The 18,550-nt window shown below is 71.7% G+C and carries 15 protein-coding genes and 1 pseudogene; 11 read left to right on the forward strand and 5 right to left on the reverse strand.

All coding sequences use genetic code 11. The features are described 5' to 3' along the window. Window positions 1–181 precede the first annotated feature (181 nt). Both ABT403_RS38215 and ABT403_RS38220 read right to left on the reverse strand, forming a co-directional pair. On the reverse strand, window positions 182–2,212 hold the full coding sequence (locus ABT403_RS38215; RefSeq protein WP_344165675.1) for a phosphocholine-specific phospholipase C: 2,031 nt from the start codon (window positions 2,210–2,212) through the stop codon (window positions 182–184). A gap of 119 nt (window positions 2,213–2,331) precedes the next feature. Next, window positions 2,332–3,345, reverse strand: coding sequence for an NADP-dependent oxidoreductase (locus ABT403_RS38220; RefSeq protein WP_344165678.1), 1,014 nt, complete (start codon window positions 3,343–3,345; stop codon window positions 2,332–2,334). Between the two features lie 66 nt (window positions 3,346–3,411). On the opposite strand from ABT403_RS38220, the gene ABT403_RS38225 reads away from it, so the two are divergent. From ABT403_RS38225 to ABT403_RS38240, 4 genes are all read left to right on the forward strand, one after another. Further along, window positions 3,412–4,341: a LysR family transcriptional regulator gene (locus ABT403_RS38225; protein WP_425580266.1), complete on the forward strand. Its 930-nt coding sequence runs from the start codon at window positions 3,412–3,414 to the stop codon at window positions 4,339–4,341. Between the two features lie 262 nt (window positions 4,342–4,603). Then, window positions 4,604–4,735 (forward strand): hypothetical protein, encoded by a 132-nt coding sequence (locus tag ABT403_RS38230; protein ID WP_344165684.1) that lies wholly within the window; start codon window positions 4,604–4,606, stop codon window positions 4,733–4,735. Between the two features lie 82 nt (window positions 4,736–4,817). Beyond that, window positions 4,818–5,858, forward strand: coding sequence for a 3-isopropylmalate dehydrogenase (locus ABT403_RS38235; protein ID WP_344165688.1), 1,041 nt, complete (start codon window positions 4,818–4,820; stop codon window positions 5,856–5,858). 224 nt (window positions 5,859–6,082) lie between these two features. Continuing rightward, window positions 6,083–7,168 (forward strand): branched-chain amino acid aminotransferase, encoded by a 1,086-nt coding sequence (locus ABT403_RS38240; protein WP_079429930.1) that lies wholly within the window; start codon window positions 6,083–6,085, stop codon window positions 7,166–7,168. 84 nt (window positions 7,169–7,252) lie between these two features. Here ABT403_RS38240 and ABT403_RS38245 read toward each other — a convergent pair whose 3' ends face one another. Both ABT403_RS38245 and ABT403_RS38250 read right to left on the reverse strand, forming a co-directional pair. Further along, complete coding sequence (locus ABT403_RS38245) at window positions 7,253–7,408, reverse strand: hypothetical protein (protein WP_344165693.1); 156 nt, start codon at window positions 7,406–7,408, stop codon at window positions 7,253–7,255. Between the two features lie 35 nt (window positions 7,409–7,443). Further along, window positions 7,444–8,874 carry a cytosine permease gene (locus ABT403_RS38250; RefSeq protein WP_344165696.1) on the reverse strand — a complete coding sequence of 477 codons (1,431 nt, stop codon included), beginning with the start codon at window positions 8,872–8,874 and terminating at the stop codon, window positions 7,444–7,446. A gap of 157 nt (window positions 8,875–9,031) precedes the next feature. Here ABT403_RS38250 and ureA point away from each other — a divergent pair, with 157 nt between their 5' ends. The 7 genes and pseudogenes from ureA to ABT403_RS38285 all read left to right on the forward strand — a co-directional run bounded on the left by ureA (window position 9,032) and on the right by ABT403_RS38285 (window position 17,517). Then, complete coding sequence (gene ureA, locus ABT403_RS38255; RefSeq protein ID WP_344165699.1) at window positions 9,032–9,754, forward strand: urease subunit gamma; 723 nt, start codon at window positions 9,032–9,034, stop codon at window positions 9,752–9,754. Window positions 9,755–9,810: 56 nt separating this feature from the next. Then, window positions 9,811–11,493, forward strand: a complete 1,683-nt coding sequence (locus ABT403_RS38260; RefSeq protein WP_344165915.1) for an urease subunit alpha — start codon at window positions 9,811–9,813, stop codon at window positions 11,491–11,493. Between the two features lie 32 nt (window positions 11,494–11,525). Continuing rightward, a complete protein-coding gene (locus ABT403_RS38265; RefSeq protein ID WP_344165702.1) occupies window positions 11,526–12,581 on the forward strand; it encodes an agmatine deiminase family protein in 1,056 nt (351 codons plus the stop codon). A gap of 36 nt (window positions 12,582–12,617) precedes the next feature. Continuing rightward, window positions 12,618–13,232: a TetR/AcrR family transcriptional regulator gene (locus ABT403_RS38270; protein WP_344165705.1), complete on the forward strand. Its 615-nt coding sequence runs from the start codon at window positions 12,618–12,620 to the stop codon at window positions 13,230–13,232. A gap of 84 nt (window positions 13,233–13,316) precedes the next feature. Continuing rightward, a pseudogene (locus ABT403_RS38275) lies at window positions 13,317–14,107 on the forward strand (IS5 family transposase). A gap of 353 nt (window positions 14,108–14,460) precedes the next feature. Then, the gene (gene cimA, locus ABT403_RS38280; protein ID WP_344165708.1) at window positions 14,461–16,083 is read left to right on the forward strand and encodes a citramalate synthase; all 1,623 of its coding nucleotides are present in this window, start codon (window positions 14,461–14,463) and stop codon (window positions 16,081–16,083) included. Between the two features lie 69 nt (window positions 16,084–16,152). Further along, the gene (locus tag ABT403_RS38285) at window positions 16,153–17,517 is read left to right on the forward strand and encodes a hypothetical protein (RefSeq protein ID WP_344165711.1); all 1,365 of its coding nucleotides are present in this window, start codon (window positions 16,153–16,155) and stop codon (window positions 17,515–17,517) included. A gap of 19 nt (window positions 17,518–17,536) precedes the next feature. Here the strand turns inward: ABT403_RS38285 and ABT403_RS38290 are convergent, their stop codons facing one another. Next, complete coding sequence (locus tag ABT403_RS38290) at window positions 17,537–18,157, reverse strand: YceI family protein (RefSeq protein ID WP_344165714.1); 621 nt, start codon at window positions 18,155–18,157, stop codon at window positions 17,537–17,539. Between the last annotated feature and the right edge of the window lie 393 nt (window positions 18,158–18,550).

Consider the following 18,550-nt stretch of genomic DNA (forward strand, 5'->3'; position numbering starts at 1 on the left):
GGCGGCCGGCCCGGGGTGGACCACGGCCCGCGCCCGGCCGGCCCGACGGCCCCGGGGACCCCGTGCGGCGGATCGGGCGCCGGGTCGTCCGGGACGGCCGGCGCAGCGCTCCGCACCCCGCCGCCTCCGTGTGTTTCCGGCCTTTCCCGGGCCGGACGGCGACGCGGCGCTGGCGTGGGGGTCAGGAGCCCGAGACGCTCGCCGTGCCCGTTTCGATGTGGCCCGTGTAGCGGCGGGACCAGGTGCCGTCGGAGTCGGCCAGGATCGTGAAGTCGTACCAGCCCTTGCTGTAGGCGACGGCGTTGAAGAAGTCCTCGCGCGAGGAGTTCGCCGCGACGGTGTACGTCCACGGGCCGTCCGTGCGGTAGGCGTTCGAACGGATCGTGAAGGTGACCGGGGAGGCGGAGGCGTTGGTCATCTTGAACCAGATCGCCATCTTGCCGGTGCCCGCCTCCACCGCGTAGCGGGCCGCGACCTCCAGGGACTTGCCGGGCTTGGTCGCGTCGCCGATGAAGCGGCGCAGGAACCGGTTGGGGCCGTACATCGAGATGTCGTACTTGCCCGAGCCCGCGCCCAGACCGATGGAGAACCAGTCGCTGGAGGTGGCCCCGGGGTCCACCGTGTACTGCCAGGCGGCCGTGTCCCGGTACTGGTGCGGGTGGATCGAGAAGTGCGCCGCCTGCCGGGCCTGCGGGCCCTCGTTGGTCATCGAGAACCAGGCCAGGATCTTGCCCATGGGCCCGAACTCGAAGCGGTCGAGGTTGCCGTTGACCTGGTACGGGAGGGCGCGGGCCGGGCGCGTTCCGGGCTCCTGGACCGGGAGGGCGTTGTCCTGGGGGACCGGGTTGGGCAGGGGCCCGCAGGTGGACTGGCCTATGACCTTCGCCGTCGGGGGCAGACCGGCCGGGACCCCGTACACCGGGTGGGCGAAGTCGAAGACGCCCGTCAGGTCGCCGGTCACCTTGCGGCGCCAGGCGCTGATGTTGGGGCAGAGGGCGGGCGTGCCCAGGGCCGTGGTCCACGTCTCCATGAAGCGCAGGACGGAGGTGTGGTCGAAGACCTCGGAGCTGACCCAGCCGCCCCGGGTCCACGGGGACATGACCAGCATGGGTACGCGGAACCCCAGGCCGATCGGGACGCCGTCGATGTACTCGTCCGGGGTGCCGGGCGGGGCGACCGGCGGGGCGACGTGGTCGAAGAAGCCGTCGTTCTCGTCGTAGTTGAGGAAGAGGACCGTGGAGTCGAAGACCTCGGGGTTCGCGGCGAGCGCGCGGTAGACCAGGTCCACGAAGTGGGCGCCGTCGCCGGGCGGGGCGTACGGGTGCTCCGAGAAGGCCTCGTTCGCCACCACCCAGGACACCTGGGGCAGGGTGCCGGCGACCACGTCCGCGCGGATCGCGGCGGCGATGTCGTCGGGGGTGGAGCCGGTGACCCTGGGGACGGAGGCCATGCCCCGGTCCCACAGCGGGTTGCCGGGGGCGGCGTCCGTGAACTTCTTGAAGTAGGCCAGGCCGTTGTCCCCGTAGTTGTCCTGGGCGTTCTGGTAGACCTTCCAGCTCATCCCGGCCCGCTGGAGGGCCTCCGCGTACGTCTCCCAGGTCAGCCCGGACTCGTCGCCGCCGTCCTTGCTGCCCGGGTCCACCTTGCCGCTCCACAGGAAGGTGCGGTTGGGGCCGGTGGCGCTGAGGGTGGAGCAGAAGTAGGCGTCGCAGACGGTGTAGTTGTCGGCGAGGCCGTAGTGGAAGGGGATGTCGGGCCGGTCCAGGTGGCCGAGGGTGTGGGTCTTGCCGACGCCGGCGACCCAGTTGTCCATCCGGCCGTTGTTCCAGGCGGCGTGCTGCGAGGTCCAGCTGTGCGGGAGGTCGCCGGTGCACTGGGCCAGGGTCTCGCCGTCGGCCCCGCCCGCCGCCGGGGTGGCGGACAGCTTCCACGGGTACTGGCGGCCGCCCCAGTTCGGCTGGTTGAAGGTGCCCCAGCCGCCCGGGATGTTGCCCGAGGCGCGGTCGCCGAAGCCGCGGACGCCCTTGAGCTTGCCGAAGTAGTGGTCGAAGCTGCGGTTCTCCTGCATCAGGATCACCACGTGCTTCACGTCGGTGATCGTGCCCGTCGCCGCGGCCGCGGCCGCCGTCGTCGGCAGGGCCGCGGGCAGGGCCGCCCCGGCCACGAGTCCGGCGCCGATTCCCACGAACCCTCTGCGGCTGATCGGTGTCACTGGCTGCCCGCCTCCCACTCGCGTGCCCCGCTGGCACATCGTCGGCAAGCGTGGCGGCGGCCGCCGCAAAGGTCTACATCCGTGCGGTAAGAAAACGGTGAACATCCGGGTGGCCGGGCTCAACTGGCCGTGCGCACCAGCATCTTGCCCAGGTTCTCGCCCCGCAGCATGCCCAGGAAGGCTTCCACCGTGCGGTCGAAGCCCTGGACAACGGTGGTGTCGGTGCCCACCCGGCCACTGCGCAGGTGCGGGACCAGGAAGTCCTCCAGTTCTTCTTGCAGATTGGTGTGGTTTCGAACCAATACGCCTTCCAGGCGCAGGGACTTGTGCACCACCTCGAAGAGGTTGCGGGGCGCGGCCGGCGAGCGGTCGCCGTTGTACATCGAGATCGCACCGACCCAGGCGATCCGGCCGTACTCGCGCAGGGAGTCGATCGCGCCCTCCAGGTGGTCCCCGCCCACGTTGTCCACGTAGACGTCGATCCCGTCCGGGGCGGCCAGCGCCAGCTGCTCGCCGACCGGTCCGTCGTGGTAGTCGAAGGCGGCGTCGAAGCCCAGGGTCCCGGTGAGGTGGGCGACCTTGGCCGCCGAGCCCGCGCTGCCGATGATCCGGCGGGCGCCGAGCAGCCGGGCGATGTGCCCGGTGGCGGTGCCGACGCCGCCCGCGGCGGCGGAGACGAAGAGGTCCTCGCCCTCGCGCAGCGCCGCCGTCCGGGTCAGGGCGGCGTAGGCGGTCAGGCCGGTGCCGCCCAGGATCGACAGGTAGGCCTCCAGGGGGACGCCCGCGTGGCCGCGGAGCTTGCGGGTGCCGTCCGTGCCCAGGGTGACCAGGGCGTGGGTGCGCCAGCCCGCGCGGTGGAAGACCAGGTCGCCCTCCACCAGGCCCGGGTCGCGGGAGGCGAGCACCCGGCCCACCGACCGGCCCTCCAGCGGGGTGCCCAGCTCGAAGCCGCCCTCGCCGCCGTCCATCAGCCCCCGGTGGTACGGGTCCACCGAGAGCAGCAGGTTCTCCACCAGCGCGGTGCCGGGGGCGGGTTCGGGGACGGGGGAGGAGACGTACGCGAAGTCGGAGGCGACGGGGAAACCGGCCGGGCGGGCGATCTGGTGGACGGCGTATGCGGTGTCGGTGTTCATGGCGACGACGGTAGGAAGGAATCCCCGCGCCGGGCAGGGGGTTGCCCTCATGGAAGCCGCTCATCCATGAAATCCGCTCATACACCGAGGTGGGAACCCGTGACCGAACTCGCCCCGCAGGAACTCCGGGTGCTGGTCGCCGTCGCCGAGACGGGCGGCTTCTCCGCCGCGGCCGGAGCGCTCGGCATCAGCCAGTCGGCCGTCTCGCACTCGGTGCGCGGCAGCGAGGGCAAGGTCGGCGCGGTGCTCTTCGAGCGCGGCCGCTCCGGCGCCCGCCCCACCCCGGCGGGGGAGCGGGCCGTGGCCCTGGGCCGGCGCATCCTGCGGCTGTACGAGTCCCTCGGCGCGGAGGCGCGCGCCGCCGGACGGGCCGCCTCCGGTGGCGGCGCGGCGGAGGCGGCCCTGGAGGGGACCCTGCGCATCGCCGCCTTCCGCAGCGCGGCCCTGCACCTGCTCCCGCCGGCCCTGGAGCGGCTCGCCGCGCTGTACCCGGGGATCCGGCCCGAGGTCCGGGTGGTGCGCGAACTCGGCGCCGGGACGGCCGGGGAGGTGGCCGCCGGCCGGGCGGACCTGGGCATCGCGACCCTGGGCGCGCCCGGCGACGTACCGCCCGGGCTGCTGACGGGGGTGCTCGCGCGGGAGGCGTACGCCCTGGTGCACCCGGCCGGCCACCCGGACCCGAAGGGGCTGCCGCTGCTGGACTGGGACGAGAACTGCGGCTCGTACACCCGTCGGTGGTGGGCGGCGCAGGACTGGATCCCCTCGGCCACGGTCAAGGCGGAGGACGACGCGATGGTGCTGACGATGGTCGGCCGGGGCCTCGGGATGGCGATCATGCCCGAGCTGTCGCTGCGCGAGGCCACCGATGCCGTCGACATCGCCACTCTGGGGCCGCAGGGGCCGGTGAGGCGGGTGGGATACGTCACTACGGCGGAAGCCGCCTCCACCCTCGCCGTCAGGGCTCTGATCAGGGAACTCAGGGCCGAACCGGTCTGAAAACGGAACCCCCTGGGAGGGCCTTCCGAGGGGTTTCGCATCTCAGATACTAGGAAGTCCGAGTAATTGCGGAGACATACAGCGGCGCCTGCCCTAGCTTTGTAGGAGCCGAACGTCTCGCACATCCAGCGAATGGCGGTCGTGAGCGCGCGCCCCCTGGCAGGCAACCCCTGCGGCGCACGGCTCCCCGCCTCTTCCGGCGCCTTGAAGGAACCCCTCATCCGTGGCCCCGCCACGCCGTGATCTCAAGGAGTCGATCACCATGACCCCCACCTCCGCAGCCTCCCGCCGCGTCCGCCACTCCTCCCCGGCCGACGCCGACCGCAAGAACGCCGCCGCCGCCCTCCAGCGGGCTCTGGACCGCCGTGACAACGGCGGCTCGACCGGCCACTGAGCGAGCCCCGGTCCCGGACATATCTCGTCCATATGGTGGACGGGATATGTCTGAGGGCTGGGACACGGAGTACGGTTCCGACATGTCGACCAGCATCAATCTCGCAGTGATCCCCGGTGATGGCATCGGCCAGGAAGTCGTGGCTCAGGGCCTCAAGGTCCTTACCGCGGTCCTGCCCCAGGATGTGAAGCTGGAGACCAAGGAATACGACCTCGGCGCCCAGCGCTGGCACCGCACCGGCGAGACCCTCCCGGACGCCGAGCTCGAAGCCCTCAAGCACCACGACGCGATCCTCCTCGGCGCCATCGGCGACCCGTCGGTCCCGTCCGGCGTCCTGGAGCGCGGTCTGCTGCTGAAGCTCCGCTTCGCCTTCGACCACTTCATCAACCTGCGTCCCTCGAAGCTCTTCCCGAACACGGCCACCCCGCTGGCCGGCCGTCCGGAGATCGACTTCGTCGTGGTCCGCGAGGGCACCGAGGGCCCGTACACCGGCAACGGCGGCAGCCTGCGCACCGGCACCCCGGCCGAGGTCGCCACCGAGGTCAGCGTCAACACCGCGTACGGCGTCGAGCGCGTGGTCCGCGACGCGTACGAGCGGGCGAACGCCCGCCCCCGCAAGAAGCTGACCCTCGTCCACAAGAACAACGTCCTCGTGTACGCGGGCCACATGTGGAAGAACATCTTCGACCGGGTCGGCCGGGAGTACCCCGAGGTCACCACCGACTACCTGCACGTCGACGCCGCGACGATCTTCTTCGTCACCCAGCCCGAGCGCTTCGACGTCATCGTCACGGACAACCTCTTCGGCGACATCCTCACCGACCTGGCCGCCGCCGTCACCGGCGGAATCGGCCTGGCCGCCTCCGGGAACATCAACCCGACCGGCGCCTTCCCCTCGATGTTCGAGCCCGTCCACGGCTCGGCCCCGGACATCGCGGGCACCGGCAAGGCCGACCCGACGGCGACGATCCTCTCCGTCGCCCTCCTGCTGCGCCACCTCGGCTACGAGGAGCAGGCCGTCCGCATCGAGGAGGCCGTCTCCGCCGACCTCGCCGAGCGTGACGGGACCTTCCGCTCCACCGACGCGATCGGCGACGCCCTCGCCGCGCGAGTAGCCGGCTGACCCGGCAGCTCCACCCAGGAAGCCGCCGGGTACGCACCATCACCCGGCGGCTTCTCCTGCACGGCCCCGGGTGCCACCATCTCCCGTGGGCCGCATCACCCCGTTTCACCGAAGACCCCGCGCGCGCGATAATCGAACGCGAGGCCGCGGTATACGGGGAAGCTCGGACGTCCTAGTACGCATGAGCGCGGTCCGCCATACACAACGGTGAAGGACAAGCACTCATGACGACGCCCACGATCGAGCTCAAGCCCTCCTCGAACCCGCTGTCCGACGCGGAGCGAGAGGCGATCCTGGCCAGCCCCGGCTTCGGCCGCCACTTCACCGATCACATGGTGACGATCAAGTGGACCGAGGGCCGCGGCTGGCACGACGCCGAGCTGGTCCCGTACGCGCCGCTGTCGATCGACCCGGCCAACATGACCCTGCACTACGCGCAGACGATCTTCGAGGGTCTGAAGGCGTACCGCCAGCCCGACGGCACCGTCGCCACCTTCCGGCCGCAGGCCAACGCCGAGCGCTTCCAGGCCTCGGCCCGCCGGATGGCCATGCCGGAGCTGCCGACCGAGCTGTTCATCGAGGCCTGCGACGCGCTGATCAAGCAGGACAGCGCCTGGGTCCCGAACTCCGGCGAGGCCTCCCTGTACCTGCGGCCGTTCATGTTCGCCTCCGAGGTCGGCCTGGGCGTCCGCCCGGCCAACGAGTTCCTGTTCATGGTCATCGCCTCGCCCGCGGGCGCCTACTTCCCCGGTGGCGTCAAGCCCGTCTCCGTCTGGCTCTCCGAGGAGTACGTCCGCGCCGTCAAGGGCGGCACCGGTGCGGCCAAGACCGGCGGCAACTACGCCGCCTCCCTCGTCGCCCAGGCCCAGGCGGCCTCGCACGGCTGTGACCAGGTGGTCTGGCTGGACGCCGTCGAGCACCGCTGGATCGAGGAGATGGGCGGCATGAACCTGTACTTCGTGTACGGCGACCGCATCGTCACCCCGGAGCTGACCGGCTCGCTCCTCCCGGGCATCACCCGCGACTCCCTCCTCACCATCGCCCGCGACCTCGGCTACACCGCCGAGGAGGGACGTATCTCCACCGAGGACTGGAAGCGCGACAACGAGAACGGCACCCTGACCGAGGTCTTCGCCTGCGGTACGGCCGCCGTCATCACCCCGGTCGGCTCGGTCAAGTCCGAGCGGGCCAACTGGACCCAGGGCGACGGCGAGCCCGGCGAGGTCACCATGAAGCTCCGCAAGGCGCTCCTGGACCTCCAGACCGGCCACCGCGCCGACACCCACGGCTGGATGCACCCGCTCGGCTAGAGCGCGTCCCCCGGACACACGAAGGCCCCCCGCGCGGTGAGCGCGGGGGGCCTTCGGCCGTTGCGGGGGCGAGGGGGGAGCGGGTCAGTGCTCCGGGTCCGTCTCGCCGTCCTTCTTCTTCGTGCGGCCCTGGACCGGTCCGTCCGGTCCGGTCATCGCCAGCAGGCCGTCGCCGACCATGTAGGCCAGGCCCGCGATCCCCTTGACGATCTTCGCCGCCACGTACGCGACTTCTTCCACGACGTCTCCCCGTGCCGTTCGTCGTGGCGGCCTTCCTACGCTTCGACCGCCACAGCTGCCTGTTCCGCCGGACCGGCGGCCGCGGCCGCCTGCGGCCGGAGGGTCAGCGCGATGTAGACCGCGCCGCCGACCAGCCCCGACAGGATGAAACTGCAGTCGACCCCGCCGGTGAGGGCCAGCAGCGGGCCCTCGTACACCGGGGTCGACACGGCGGTCAGTCCCACCAGCGCGCCGGCCGCCCAGGAGGCGGTGGCGCGGATGTTCCAGCCTCCGCTGTACCAGTAGACGCCGCCACGGGCCCGGCGGTTGAACACCTGGAGCGCGTCGGCGTCGTACTCGCCGCGACATCGGACGTAACCGACCAGGGTGATCACGGCCCACGGGGTGCCGATCGCGGTCAGCAGCAGGACGAACGAGGTCATCGCCGACTGGACGTTCCACTCGAAGGAGCCGAAGAAGACGAAGGCCGTCGCGACGGCCGCGGCGATCACGGTGGCCTTCGTACGGGTGGCCTTGGGCACGATGGCGTCCAGGTCCAGGCCCATGGAGTAGAGCATCAGCCCGGCGTTGCCCACCGAGCCGGCGGCGGCGGCGAAGAGCAGCGGGATCAGGTACCAGAAGGGCGCGGCGGCCACGAGCGGACCGGCGTAGTCGGCCCCGGCCCGGGCGGCCAGCGCGGTGTAGGTGCCGAAGAGCTGCGGGACCAGCAGGCCGAGGAAGAGGCCGGTACAGGTGGCCCAGTAGACCTTGCGCGAGCTGTGCCGGCGGGGGGAGATGTAGCGCGTGTAGTCGCCGAGCAGGGTGATGAAGGCGACGGGGCCGCTGAGCCCGGCGGCGACGACGGCGAGGATCCAGGTCGGCCAGAAGGAGCCCAGCAGGTACGAGGTGTCCGGCGGGGCGGCGGTGGTGAAGCCGGGGGCGTAGGCGTACACGCCGACGCCCAGCAGGAGCACCATGACGATCGAGAGCGCCTTGCTCATCCGCAGCAGCAGCCGGTAGCCGAACACGGCCCCGACCACGGTGAACGCCGCCAGTACCCCGTACATCAGGGAGTGCGTGAGGCCGTTGTCCGGCAGCCCGACGAGGCGGGTCAGCGTGCCCACCATCACGTCACCGCCGATCCACAGGGTCAGCGCGGTGTAGCCGAGCGCGAGCAGCAGGCCCACGATCGATCCCACCAGGCGCCCCCGTACGCCGAACTGCGCTCCGCTGGAGGTCGACAGGTTCGTGGCGGTGCGCAGTGACACCAGCGCGAGCGGCGCGGTGAAGGCGATGCCGACCACGGTGCCCGTCACGATGGCGGTGAGCGAGGGGACCAGCCCCAGTCCGAAGGACGGGGGCAGCCAGCCGAAGACGATCACACCGAGGCAGAGGTTGGAGCCGAGCAGGATCGACATCAGGTCACGGGGACCGCTCGTCCGCTCCTCTTCGGGGATGGTGTCGACTCCGCGCTGTTCGATGGGCATGGGGGGACTCCCTTGGCACGGCGGGGGTGGGGGGTGTGTTCATTTGAGCGACACTCAATGTGACTCAAGCCCTGCTCCCAGGTCAATGATTCCCAGAGAGAAAATGAAGAGTTAGAGTGATGCTCTAACCCATCGACTCAAGAGGTGGTGGATCGGCGTGCGGCTGACCCCTACGGAGCGCGACCGGCTGCTGCTGCGCAGCGCCGCGGAACTGGCCAGGGCCCGGCGGGCCCGGGGCCTGCGGCTCAACGTCCCCGAGGCCACGGCGCTGATCGCCGACACGGTCTGCGAGGCCGCGCGCGACGGCAAGCGCCTGGCGGAGGCCATCGAGGAGGCCCGGAGCGTCCTCGGCCCCGGCGACGTGCTGCCCGGCGTGGCCGACGTGGTCACCGAGGTGCACGTGGAAGCCGTCTTCGACGACGGATCCCGGCTCGCGGTGGTCTCCTCCCCGATCCAGGGCGCGGCCTCGCTCGGCGCGGACGCCCCGGGCGCGGTCGTACCGGGCCCCGGCGCCCCCCAGCCGGAGCCGGCCCTGCACCTGCGGGTGCGCAACACCGCCTCCGTGCCGGTGAGCGTCACCTCCCACTTCCACTTCTTCGAGGCCAATCCCCGCCTCGACTTCGACCGCGCCGCCGCCTACGGCATGCGGCTGTGCGTCCCGGCCGGCTCCTCGGTCCGCTTCGACCCGCACGGCGAGGGCGAAGTGGGCCTGGTCCCGATCGGCGGCGCGCGGATCGCGATCGGCTTCGCCGGGCTGGTCGACGGCTCCCTCGACGCCCCCGGCGCCAAGGCCGAGGCCCTGCGCCGGGCCGCCGCCTGCGGCTACCTCGGCGTCGCCGCCGACCCCACCGCAGACGCCCCGGAAGGAGACCAGGCGTGAGCCGCCAGACCCCCCACACCGACCACAGTGCCCACTGCGCCCCCGGCAGCCGCCACATCGACCCGCACGAGTACGCCTCCGTCTTCGGCCCCCGCGCCGGGGACCGGGTCCGCCTCGGCGACTCCGGGCTGACCGTCCGCGTCGAGCACGACGCCCAGAAGCCCGGTGACGAGTTCCTGGCCGGGTTCGGCAAGACGGCCCGCGACGGCCTGCACCTCAAGGGCGCCGCCGTCCGCGAGACCTGTGACGTGGTGATCAGCAACGTCCTGGTCATCGACGCCGTCCTCGGCATCCGGAAGGTGTCGATCGGCATCCGGGAGGGCCGGATCCACGCGATCGGCCGGGCCGGCAACCCGGACACCCTCGACGGGGTCGACGTCGTCGTCGGCACCGGCACGAGCATCGTCTCCGGCGAGGGCCTGATCGCCACCGCCGGAGCCGTGGACACCCACGTCCACCTGCTCTCCCCCCGGATCATGGAGGCCTCGCTCGCCGCGGGCGTCACCACCGTCATCGGCCAGGAGTTCGGCCCCGTCTGGGGCGTCGGCGTCAACTCGCCCTGGGCCCTGAAGCACGCCTTCAACGCCTTCGACGCCTGGCCGGTGAACATCGGCTTCCTCGCCCGCGGCTCCTCCTCGGACGCCGCGCCCCTGGTCGAGGCGCTGGCCGAGGGAGGTGCCTGCGGCTTCAAGGTCCACGAGGACATGGGCGCCCACACCCGCGCCCTGGACACCGCCCTGCGCGTGGCCGAGGAGCACGACGTCCAAGTGGCCCTGCACAGCGACGGCCTCAACGAGTGCCTGTCGGTGGAGGACACCCTGCGCGTCCTCGAAGGCCGCACGATCCACGCGTTCCACATCGAGGGCTGCGGGGGCGGGCACGTCCCCAACGTCCTGAAGATGGCGGGCGTGCCGAACGTCATCGGCTCCTCCACCAACCCCACCCTGCCCTTCGGCCGGGACGCCGTCGCCGAGCACTACGGCATGATCGTCTCCGTCCACGACCTCAAGCCGGACCTCCCCGGCGACGCCGCCATGGCCCGCGACCGCATCCGCGCCGGGACCATGGGAGCCGAGGACGTCCTGCACGACCTGGGCGCCATCGGCATCACCTCCTCCGACGCCCAGGGCATGGGCCGCGCCGGCGAGACCATCCGCCGCACCTTCGCCATGGCCGCCAAGATGAAGGGCGAGCTCGGCCCCCTGGACGGCGACGGCGAGGGCGACGACAACGCCCGCGTCCTGCGCTACATGGCCAAGCTGACCATCAACCCGGCCATCGCCCACGGCCTGGCCCACGAGATCGGCTCCATCGAGGTCGGCAAGCTCGCCGACATCGTGCTCTGGCGCCCCCAGTTCTTCGGCGCCAAGCCGCAGCTCGTCCTCAAGTCCGGCTTCCCCGCCTACGGCGTCACGGGCGACCCCAACGCCGCCACCGACACCTGCGAGCCGCTGGTCCTCGGACCGCAGTTCGGCTCCCACGGGGCCACGGCCGCCGACATCTCCGTGGCCTTCGTCTCGGCGGCCGCCGCGGCCCTCGGCTCCGACGAGATGCCGACCCGCCGCCGCCGCGTCGCCGTACGCGGCACCCGCGGCATCGGCCCCAAGGACATGCTCCTCAACTCCCGGGTGGGCGCGGTCGATGTGGACGCGCGCAGCGGACTCGTCTCCCTCGACGGGGAACCGCTGCGCTCCGAAGCGGCCGAATCGGTCTCCCTCAACCGCCTGTACTTCCTCTAAACGGCACAGCCTGTAAGCCCTAAGGACCTCCCATGACTGAACAGCCCGCGAGTCCCGCCAAGCCCGCTGCCCAGGGTTTCCGGATGCCCGCCGAGTGGACCCCGCACGAGCGCACCTGGATGGCCTGGCCGAGCCCCAACCCCACCTTCACCAACGAGCAGGAGCTCGCCGAGGCCCGCCAGGCCTGGGGCGCCGTCGCCCGCGCGGTGCGCGCGTACGAGCCGGTGACCCTCGTGGTCTCCCCGGGCGACGCCGACAGCGCCCGCGCCGTCGTAGGCGACGACGTCGAACTGGTCGAGCGCGACCTCGACGACGCCTGGATGCGCGACATCGGCCCGACCTTCGTCACCAACGACGCCGGAGAGCTGGCCGCCGTCGACTGGACCTTCAACGGCTGGGGCGCGCAGGAATGGGCCCGCTGGGACCACGACTCCAAGATCGCCCGGCACATCTCCGACCTCGTCGGCACCCGCACCTTCAGCACCCCGCTCGTCAACGAGGGCGGCGCCATCCACGTCGACGGCGAGGGCACCGTGCTCCTCACCGACACCGTGCAGCTGGGCAAGGGCCGCAACCCCGACTGGACCCGCGAGCAGGTCGAGCGGGAGATCCACGCCCACCTCGGCACCACCAAGGCCATCTGGCTGCCCTACGGCCTGGCCGGTGACTACGGCACCTACGGCACCCAGGGCCACGTCGACATCGTCGCCGCATTCGCCCGCCCCGGCGTGGTCATGGTCCACACCCAGCCCGACCCGGCCCACCCGGACCACGAGCGCTGCAAGACCATCGCCGCCATCCTGCGCGCGTCCACCGACGCGCGGGGCAGGCAGCTGGAGGTCGTGGAGATCCCCGCGCCGACCGTCCTGGAGGAGGACGGCGAGTGGGTGGACTACTCCTACATCAACCACTACCTCTGCAACGGCGGCGTCGTCCTGTGCTCCTTCGACGACCCCCGCGACGAGGAGGCCGCGGAGATCTTCCGCGGACTGTTCCCCGAGCGGACCGTGACCCTCGTTGACGCACGTACGATTTTCGCCGGGGGTGGCGGTATCCACTGCATCACCCAGCAGCAGCCGAAGGTCTGACCCGAGGCTGCTCCGTGACCTGACGAAGGAGTGACCATGGCGGCGGGCGGAGTACCGGTACGGGCGGCGCGCAAGAACGCGCCCCCGCGCGAGGCCGTACTCGTCGCCGCCATGGCCACGATCGCCGAGCGCGGACTCGACGGACTGACCATGGCCGGCCTCGGCCGGCAGGTCGGCATGAGCAGCGGCCACCTCCTCTACTACTTCCGCAGCAAGGACGAGCTCCTGCTCCAGACCCTGGAGTGGAGCGAGGCGGAGCTCGGCGCCCGGCGCAGGTCCCTGCTCTCGCGCCGCGAGCCGGCGGGCGAGCGGCTGCGGGCGTACGTCGACCTGTACGTGCCCGACGGCGCCCGCGACCCGCACTGGACGCTGTGGCTGGAGGTCTGGAACCGCTCCCAGAACGCGGGCCCGGGCGAACGCGACCGGCAGGCCGCCATCGAGGGAGCCTGGCACCGCGACCTCGTCGCCCTCCTCGCCGAGGGCATCTCGCGCGGGGAGTTCCGCGCGGTGGACCCCGACCGCTTCGCGGCCCGGCTGCGGGCCCTGCTCGACGGGTTCAGCATCCAGGTCGCCGTCGGCCTGCCCGGCCTGGGGCGCGAGGACATCCTGGAACACGTGAGGGAATTCCTCGCCCAGACCCTCGCGGCCTAGGGTCTGTCGTCAAAGTGATCTTGCGTTGTGGATCATGGTGTCGTGATACGTCGCCATGAACTGTCCGATGCCGAGTGGGAACTCGTGCAACCGCTGCTGCCCCGGCCCGTTTTCGGGCGGCCGCGGCTGGATGACCGGACGGTCCTGAACGGGATCGTCTGGAAGTTCCGGACCGGGGTCGCCTGGCGGGACGTGCCTGAGCGGTACGGGTCGTGGGCCAGCCTCCACACGCGTTTCCGCCGGTGGGCGGCGGACGGGACCTTCGAGCGGATGCTTCAGGCAGCCCAGGCGCGAGCGGATGCCGCGGGCGATATCGAGTGGCTCGTGTCGGTCGACTCCACTGTCGTGCGTGCCCATCAGCACGCGGCCGGGGCCCGAAAAGGGGGCTTCGCGGCCCGGCCCTCGGCCGGTCCCGAGGTGGGCTGACCAGCAAGATCCACCTTGCCTGCGACGGATCGGGCCGGCCGCTGGCCTTCGTCCTGACCGGCGGGAACACCAACGACTGCACCCAGTTCACCGCCGTGATGGACGCGATACGGGTGCCTCGGACGGGACCGGGCCGGCCGCGGATGCGGCCCGGCCATGTCATCGGCGACAAGGGCTACAGCTCGAAGGCGATCCGGACCTGGCTCCGACGCCGGGGCATCGCCCACACCATCCCGGAGCGGTCCGACCAGGTTGCCAACCGGGCCCGGCGCGGCAGCCGAGGTGGCCGCCCGCCGGCTTTCGACCGTGAGGTCTACAAGCGCCGCAACGTGGTGGAACGGTGCTTCAACCGCCTCAAGCAGTGGCGCGGCATCGCCACCAGGTATGACAAGACCGCCCAGTCCTACCAAGCAGCCGTCACCCTCGCATCGCTCCTGATGTGGGCGTGACACTTTGACGACAACTCCTAGCCGTTTCCAGGCCGCGGGCCGCCTGCCGGACGGCGGGTGCCCGCATGGTGAGACCGGCGTCCAGCGACGGTGGAGCGTGTGACACACTGCGAGCGTGTCTGCTCAGCTCATGATTATGGACAGCAGCGCGCCGGTCCTCTGTGACCGCTGAGCCGTGGAAAACCTCCGCGGCAGCGGCCACCGTGCCTCAGACCCGCGCGCAGACCTCTCGCACCCGCGAGAGGTTTTTTCGTTTCCCGGCCGAAATCATGCCGGAAACGGGCAGCGCGCGATGATGGGGGCAGTGGATCCCCGGTCTCCGGAACCACTCATCCGACAGGAGTCAGATCAGCATGACGACGACAGAGGCGACTGCGCCGGCAGGGGCACTCGACGACGGCTTCCACGTCTTCGACACCACCCTGCGCGACGGTGCCCAGCGTGAGGGCATCAACCTCACGGTCGCGGACAAGCTGGCCATCGCGCGGCACCTGGACGATTTCGGAGTCGGCTTCATCGAGGGCGGCTGGCCCGGCGCCAACCCCCGCGACACCGAGTTCTTCGCCCGCGCCCGGGCCGAGATCCAGTTCAAGAACGCCCAGCTGGTCGCCTTCGGCGCCACCCGCCGGGCCGGCGGCTCCGCCGCCGAGGACCCGCAGGTCCGCGCGCTCCTGGAATCCGGCGCGCCCGTGATCACCCTCGTCGCCAAGTCCCACGACAGGCACGTCGAGCTCGCCCTGCGCACGACCCTCGACGAGAACCTGGAGATGGTCCGCGACACCGTCTCCTACCTCGTCTCCCGGGGCCGCCGCGTCTTCGTCGACTGCGAGCACTTCTTCGACGGCTACCGCGCCGACGCCGAGTACGCCAAGTCCGTCGTCCGCACCGCCCACGAGGCCGGCGCCGACGTGGTCATCCTCTGCGACACCAACGGCGGCATGCTGCCCGCCCAGATCACCGCGGTCGTCTCCACGGTCCTCGCCGACACCGGCGCCCGCCTGGGCATCCACGCCCAGGACGACACCGGCTGCGCCGTCGCCAACACCCTCGCCGCCGTCGACGCGGGCGCCACGCACGTCCAGTGCACCGCCAACGGCTACGGCGAGCGCGTCGGCAACGCCAACCTCTTCCCCGTCGTCGCCGCGCTGGAGATCAAGTACGGCCGCAAGGTCCTCCCCGAGGGCGCGCTCGCCGAGATGACCCGCATCTCCCACGCCATCGCCGAGGTCGTCAACCTCACTCCCTCCACCCACCAGCCCTACGTCGGCGTCTCCGCCTTCGCGCACAAGGCGGGCCTGCACGCATCGGCGATCAAGGTCGACCCCGACCTGTACCAGCACATCGACCCCGAGCGGGTCGGCAACACCATGCGCATGCTGGTCTCCGACATGGCCGGCCGCGCCTCCATCGAGCTCAAGGGCAAGGAGCTCGGCGTCGACCTCGGCGGGGACCGTGCCCTGATCGCCCGGGTGGTCGAGCGGGTCAAGGAGCGCGAGCTGGCGGGCTACACGTACGAGGCCGCCGACGCCTCCTTCGAGCTGCTGCTGCGCGCCGAGTCCGAGGGCCGGGCCCGCAGGTACTTCCGCGTGGAGTCCTGGCGCGCGATCGTCGAGGACCGCCCGGACGGCACCCACGCCAACGAGGCCACGGTCAAGCTGCGGGCCAAGGGCGAGCGCATCGTCGCCACCGCCGAGGGCAACGGCCCGGTCAACGCCCTGGACCGGGCCCTGCGCGTGGCCCTGGAGCGCTTCTACCCGCAGCTGGCCAAGTTCGAGCTGATCGACTACAAGGTCCGCATCCTGGAGGGCAAGCACGGCACGGAGTCCACGACCCGCGTCCTGATCTCCACGACCGACGGCACCCGCGACTGGAACACCGTGGGCGTCGCCCCGAACGTCATCGCCGCCTCCTGGCAGGCCCTGGAGGACGCCTACACCTACGGCCTCCTGCACGCGGGCGTGGAACCGGCGGAGTAGCCCCCGGACCGGGCCGGCCCTTATGTCCGGCTCACACGGGAAAGGTCCGGTTCGGGTAGCGTCGTCACCATGAGGACCAGGCTGATATCCGTACGCGTGGGAGCGATGCTGTCCGGTCTGCTGCTGGCCCTGTCCGTGGCGGCGCTCGGCGGCGCCCCCACGGCGGCCGCGGCCGACGGCGGGACCGCGGCGGTCGCGGAGGCGCTCAAGAAGGGCCCGGTCTACGTGGACCCCGGGGCCTCCGCACAGCTGTCGCAGGCCCAGGCGGACGCCCTGGCCGCGAAGATCAAGGCGGCCGGCAAGCCGCTGTTCGTCGCCGTGCTGCCCGCCACCACGGCCTTCCCCGCCGACAGCGTGCTGCGCACGGTCCGCACCGAGACGGGTGTCACCGGCCTCTACGCCATCCGGCTCGGCGACGGCTTCAACGCCGGGGCCGACCCGGCCGTCATGCCCCGCAACGCCGTCCGCAACCTCACCGACGCGGTCAAGGCGGGCGGGACGGTGGACGCCGCGACGGAGCTGAACGCCTTCGTCGACCAGGCCCTCCCGCAGATGAAGGGCCACGCCCCCGCCTCCTGGGGCGGCGGCAGCGGCGGCGGGTCCTCCGCCGGGACGCTGATCGCCCTCGGCGCGGTGGCCGTACTCGGCGGTGGCGGCGGCTACCTGCTGGTCAAGCGCAGCCGGAAGAAGAAGGAAGAGGCCAGGCGGGAGGCGGTCGCCCGGCTGAGCGTGGTCGTCGACGAGGACATCACCGCCTTCGGCGAGGAACTCGAACGGCTCGACTTCCACCCCGGCGAGCCCGGCGCCGACGACGCCATGCGCAGGGACTACGAGCAGGGGCTCGACTCCTACGAACGGGCCAAGCGGATCATGGCCTCGGTGCGGCGCCCCGAGGAGGTCCGGGGCGTGACCCAGGCACTGGAGGACGGCCGCTACGCGCTCGCGTGCCTCGACGCCCGCCGGCGGGGAGAGCCCGTACCCGAACGGCGCGCTCCCTGTTTCTTCGACCCCCGGCACGGGCCGAGCACCGAGGACGCGCAGTGGGCCCCGCCCGGCGGGGCGGCGCGCACGGTGCCGGTCTGCACGGCGGACGCCGTCCGGCTGCGGGACGGCCTGGACCCGGCGGTGCGCACCGTGGACACCGAGTACGGCCGGCGCCCCTACTACGACGCCGGCCCGGCCTACGGCCCCTGGGCGGGCGGCTACTTCGGGGGCGGCATGCTGCCCGGCCTGCTGATGGGCACGATGCTCGGGTCGATGATGTCCACCCCGGCCTACGCCTCGGACTTCGGCGGCGGCATGGACGGGGGAGGGTTCGAGGGCGGAGACGTCTCCGGGGCCGACTTCAACCCGTCCGACTTCGGCGGCGGGGACTTCGGCGGCGGTGGCGGCTTCGACGGGGGCGGCGGCTTCGACGGCGGGGGCGGCTGGTAGCCGCCCCCGGGGGCTCCGGTCAGGCCTGCTTGATCGCCGAGATGTCGAAGGTCAGCTTCACCTTGTCGCTGACCATCACGCCGCCGGCCTCCAGCGCGGCGTTCCAGGTCAGGCCCCAGTCGGAGCGCAGGATCTCCGCCGAGCCCTCGAAGCCGACGCGCTCGTTGCCGTACACGTCGGTGGCCGAGCCGGCGAACTCCAGGTCGATGGAGAGCGGGCGCGTGACGTCCTTGATGGTCAGGTCGCCGGTGACGCGGTACGTGTCGCCGCCGACGGCCGCCGCGGAGGTCGAGCGGAAGGTCATCTTCGGGAAGGCCTCGGCGTCGAAGAAGTCACCGCTGCGCAGGTGGGCGTCGCGGTCGGCGATGCCGGTGTCGACCGAGGCGATCTCCACGTCGATGGAGGCGGTGGAGCGCGACGGGTCGGTGCCGTCCAGATGCAGGGTCCCCTCGTGCCGGGGGAAGGAGCCGCGGACGTTGGTCACCATGGCGTGCCGCACGGTGAAGCCGATGCTGCTGTGGGAGGGGTCGATGACGTAGTCACCGGTGAGCGCGGCGAGCGCGGGGTCGACGTCGAGCGTGGCGACCGGGCCCTGCTGGACGGGGGCGGTGGTGCGGCTGCGGCGGGAGAAGAGAGCCATGACGTCCTCCGGGGGAGTCTCGGGTTGGTTCAAAGTTCAACAAGAGCAACGCTAGAGCCATTCCGTTCAAATTTCAACTACATCCCCCGTTCGGGTGTGGTTTTGTGGAACCTCCACAAAGGCCGAAGGTCCCCACTGGGGGAGTCCATGCATGCATCGGTGGTTCTGTCCGGCCCGCACAGCAGGAGGCGCCGGAGACTGTGTAGAACCAACGGAGGGTTTTGCGGGTCCGGCTTCGTAAGGTCGGTACATGACCGTTGTGGACCAGACTCCGAGCGAGCCGACGGACGCCCGCGGGCGCGTGGCCGAGCTGCACTCCCTGCGCGAGGAGGCCCGGCGCGGCCCCAGCGACCGGGCGACCGAGGCGCAGCACGCGAAGGGCAAGCTGACCGC

The sequence above is a fragment of the Streptomyces sp. NPDC000075 genome (assembly GCF_040301925.1).
GTDB lineage: Bacteria > Actinomycetota > Actinomycetes > Streptomycetales > Streptomycetaceae > Streptomyces > Streptomyces polychromogenes.

Coding starts and splice junctions, on each gene's coding strand:
- cimA (WP_344165708.1), top strand. CDS start 14,461: ATGACGACGACAGAGGCGACTGCGCCGGCAGGGGCACTCGACGACGGC.
- ABT403_RS38265 (WP_344165702.1), top strand. CDS start 11,526: ATGACTGAACAGCCCGCGAGTCCCGCCAAGCCCGCTGCCCAGGGTTTC.
- ABT403_RS38230 (WP_344165684.1), top strand. CDS start 4,604: ATGACCCCCACCTCCGCAGCCTCCCGCCGCGTCCGCCACTCCTCCCCG.
- ABT403_RS38225 (WP_425580266.1), top strand. CDS start 3,412: ATGAAATCCGCTCATACACCGAGGTGGGAACCCGTGACCGAACTCGCC.
- ABT403_RS38220 (WP_344165678.1), bottom strand. CDS start 3,345: ATGAACACCGACACCGCATACGCCGTCCACCAGATCGCCCGCCCGGCC.
- ABT403_RS38250 (WP_344165696.1), bottom strand. CDS start 8,874: ATGCCCATCGAACAGCGCGGAGTCGACACCATCCCCGAAGAGGAGCGG.
- ABT403_RS38270 (WP_344165705.1), top strand. CDS start 12,618: ATGGCGGCGGGCGGAGTACCGGTACGGGCGGCGCGCAAGAACGCGCCC.
- ABT403_RS38290 (WP_344165714.1), bottom strand. CDS start 18,157: ATGGCTCTCTTCTCCCGCCGCAGCCGCACCACCGCCCCCGTCCAGCAG.
- ABT403_RS38285 (WP_344165711.1), top strand. CDS start 16,153: ATGAGGACCAGGCTGATATCCGTACGCGTGGGAGCGATGCTGTCCGGT.
- ABT403_RS38235 (WP_344165688.1), top strand. CDS start 4,818: ATGTCGACCAGCATCAATCTCGCAGTGATCCCCGGTGATGGCATCGGC.
- ABT403_RS38240 (WP_079429930.1), top strand. CDS start 6,083: ATGACGACGCCCACGATCGAGCTCAAGCCCTCCTCGAACCCGCTGTCC.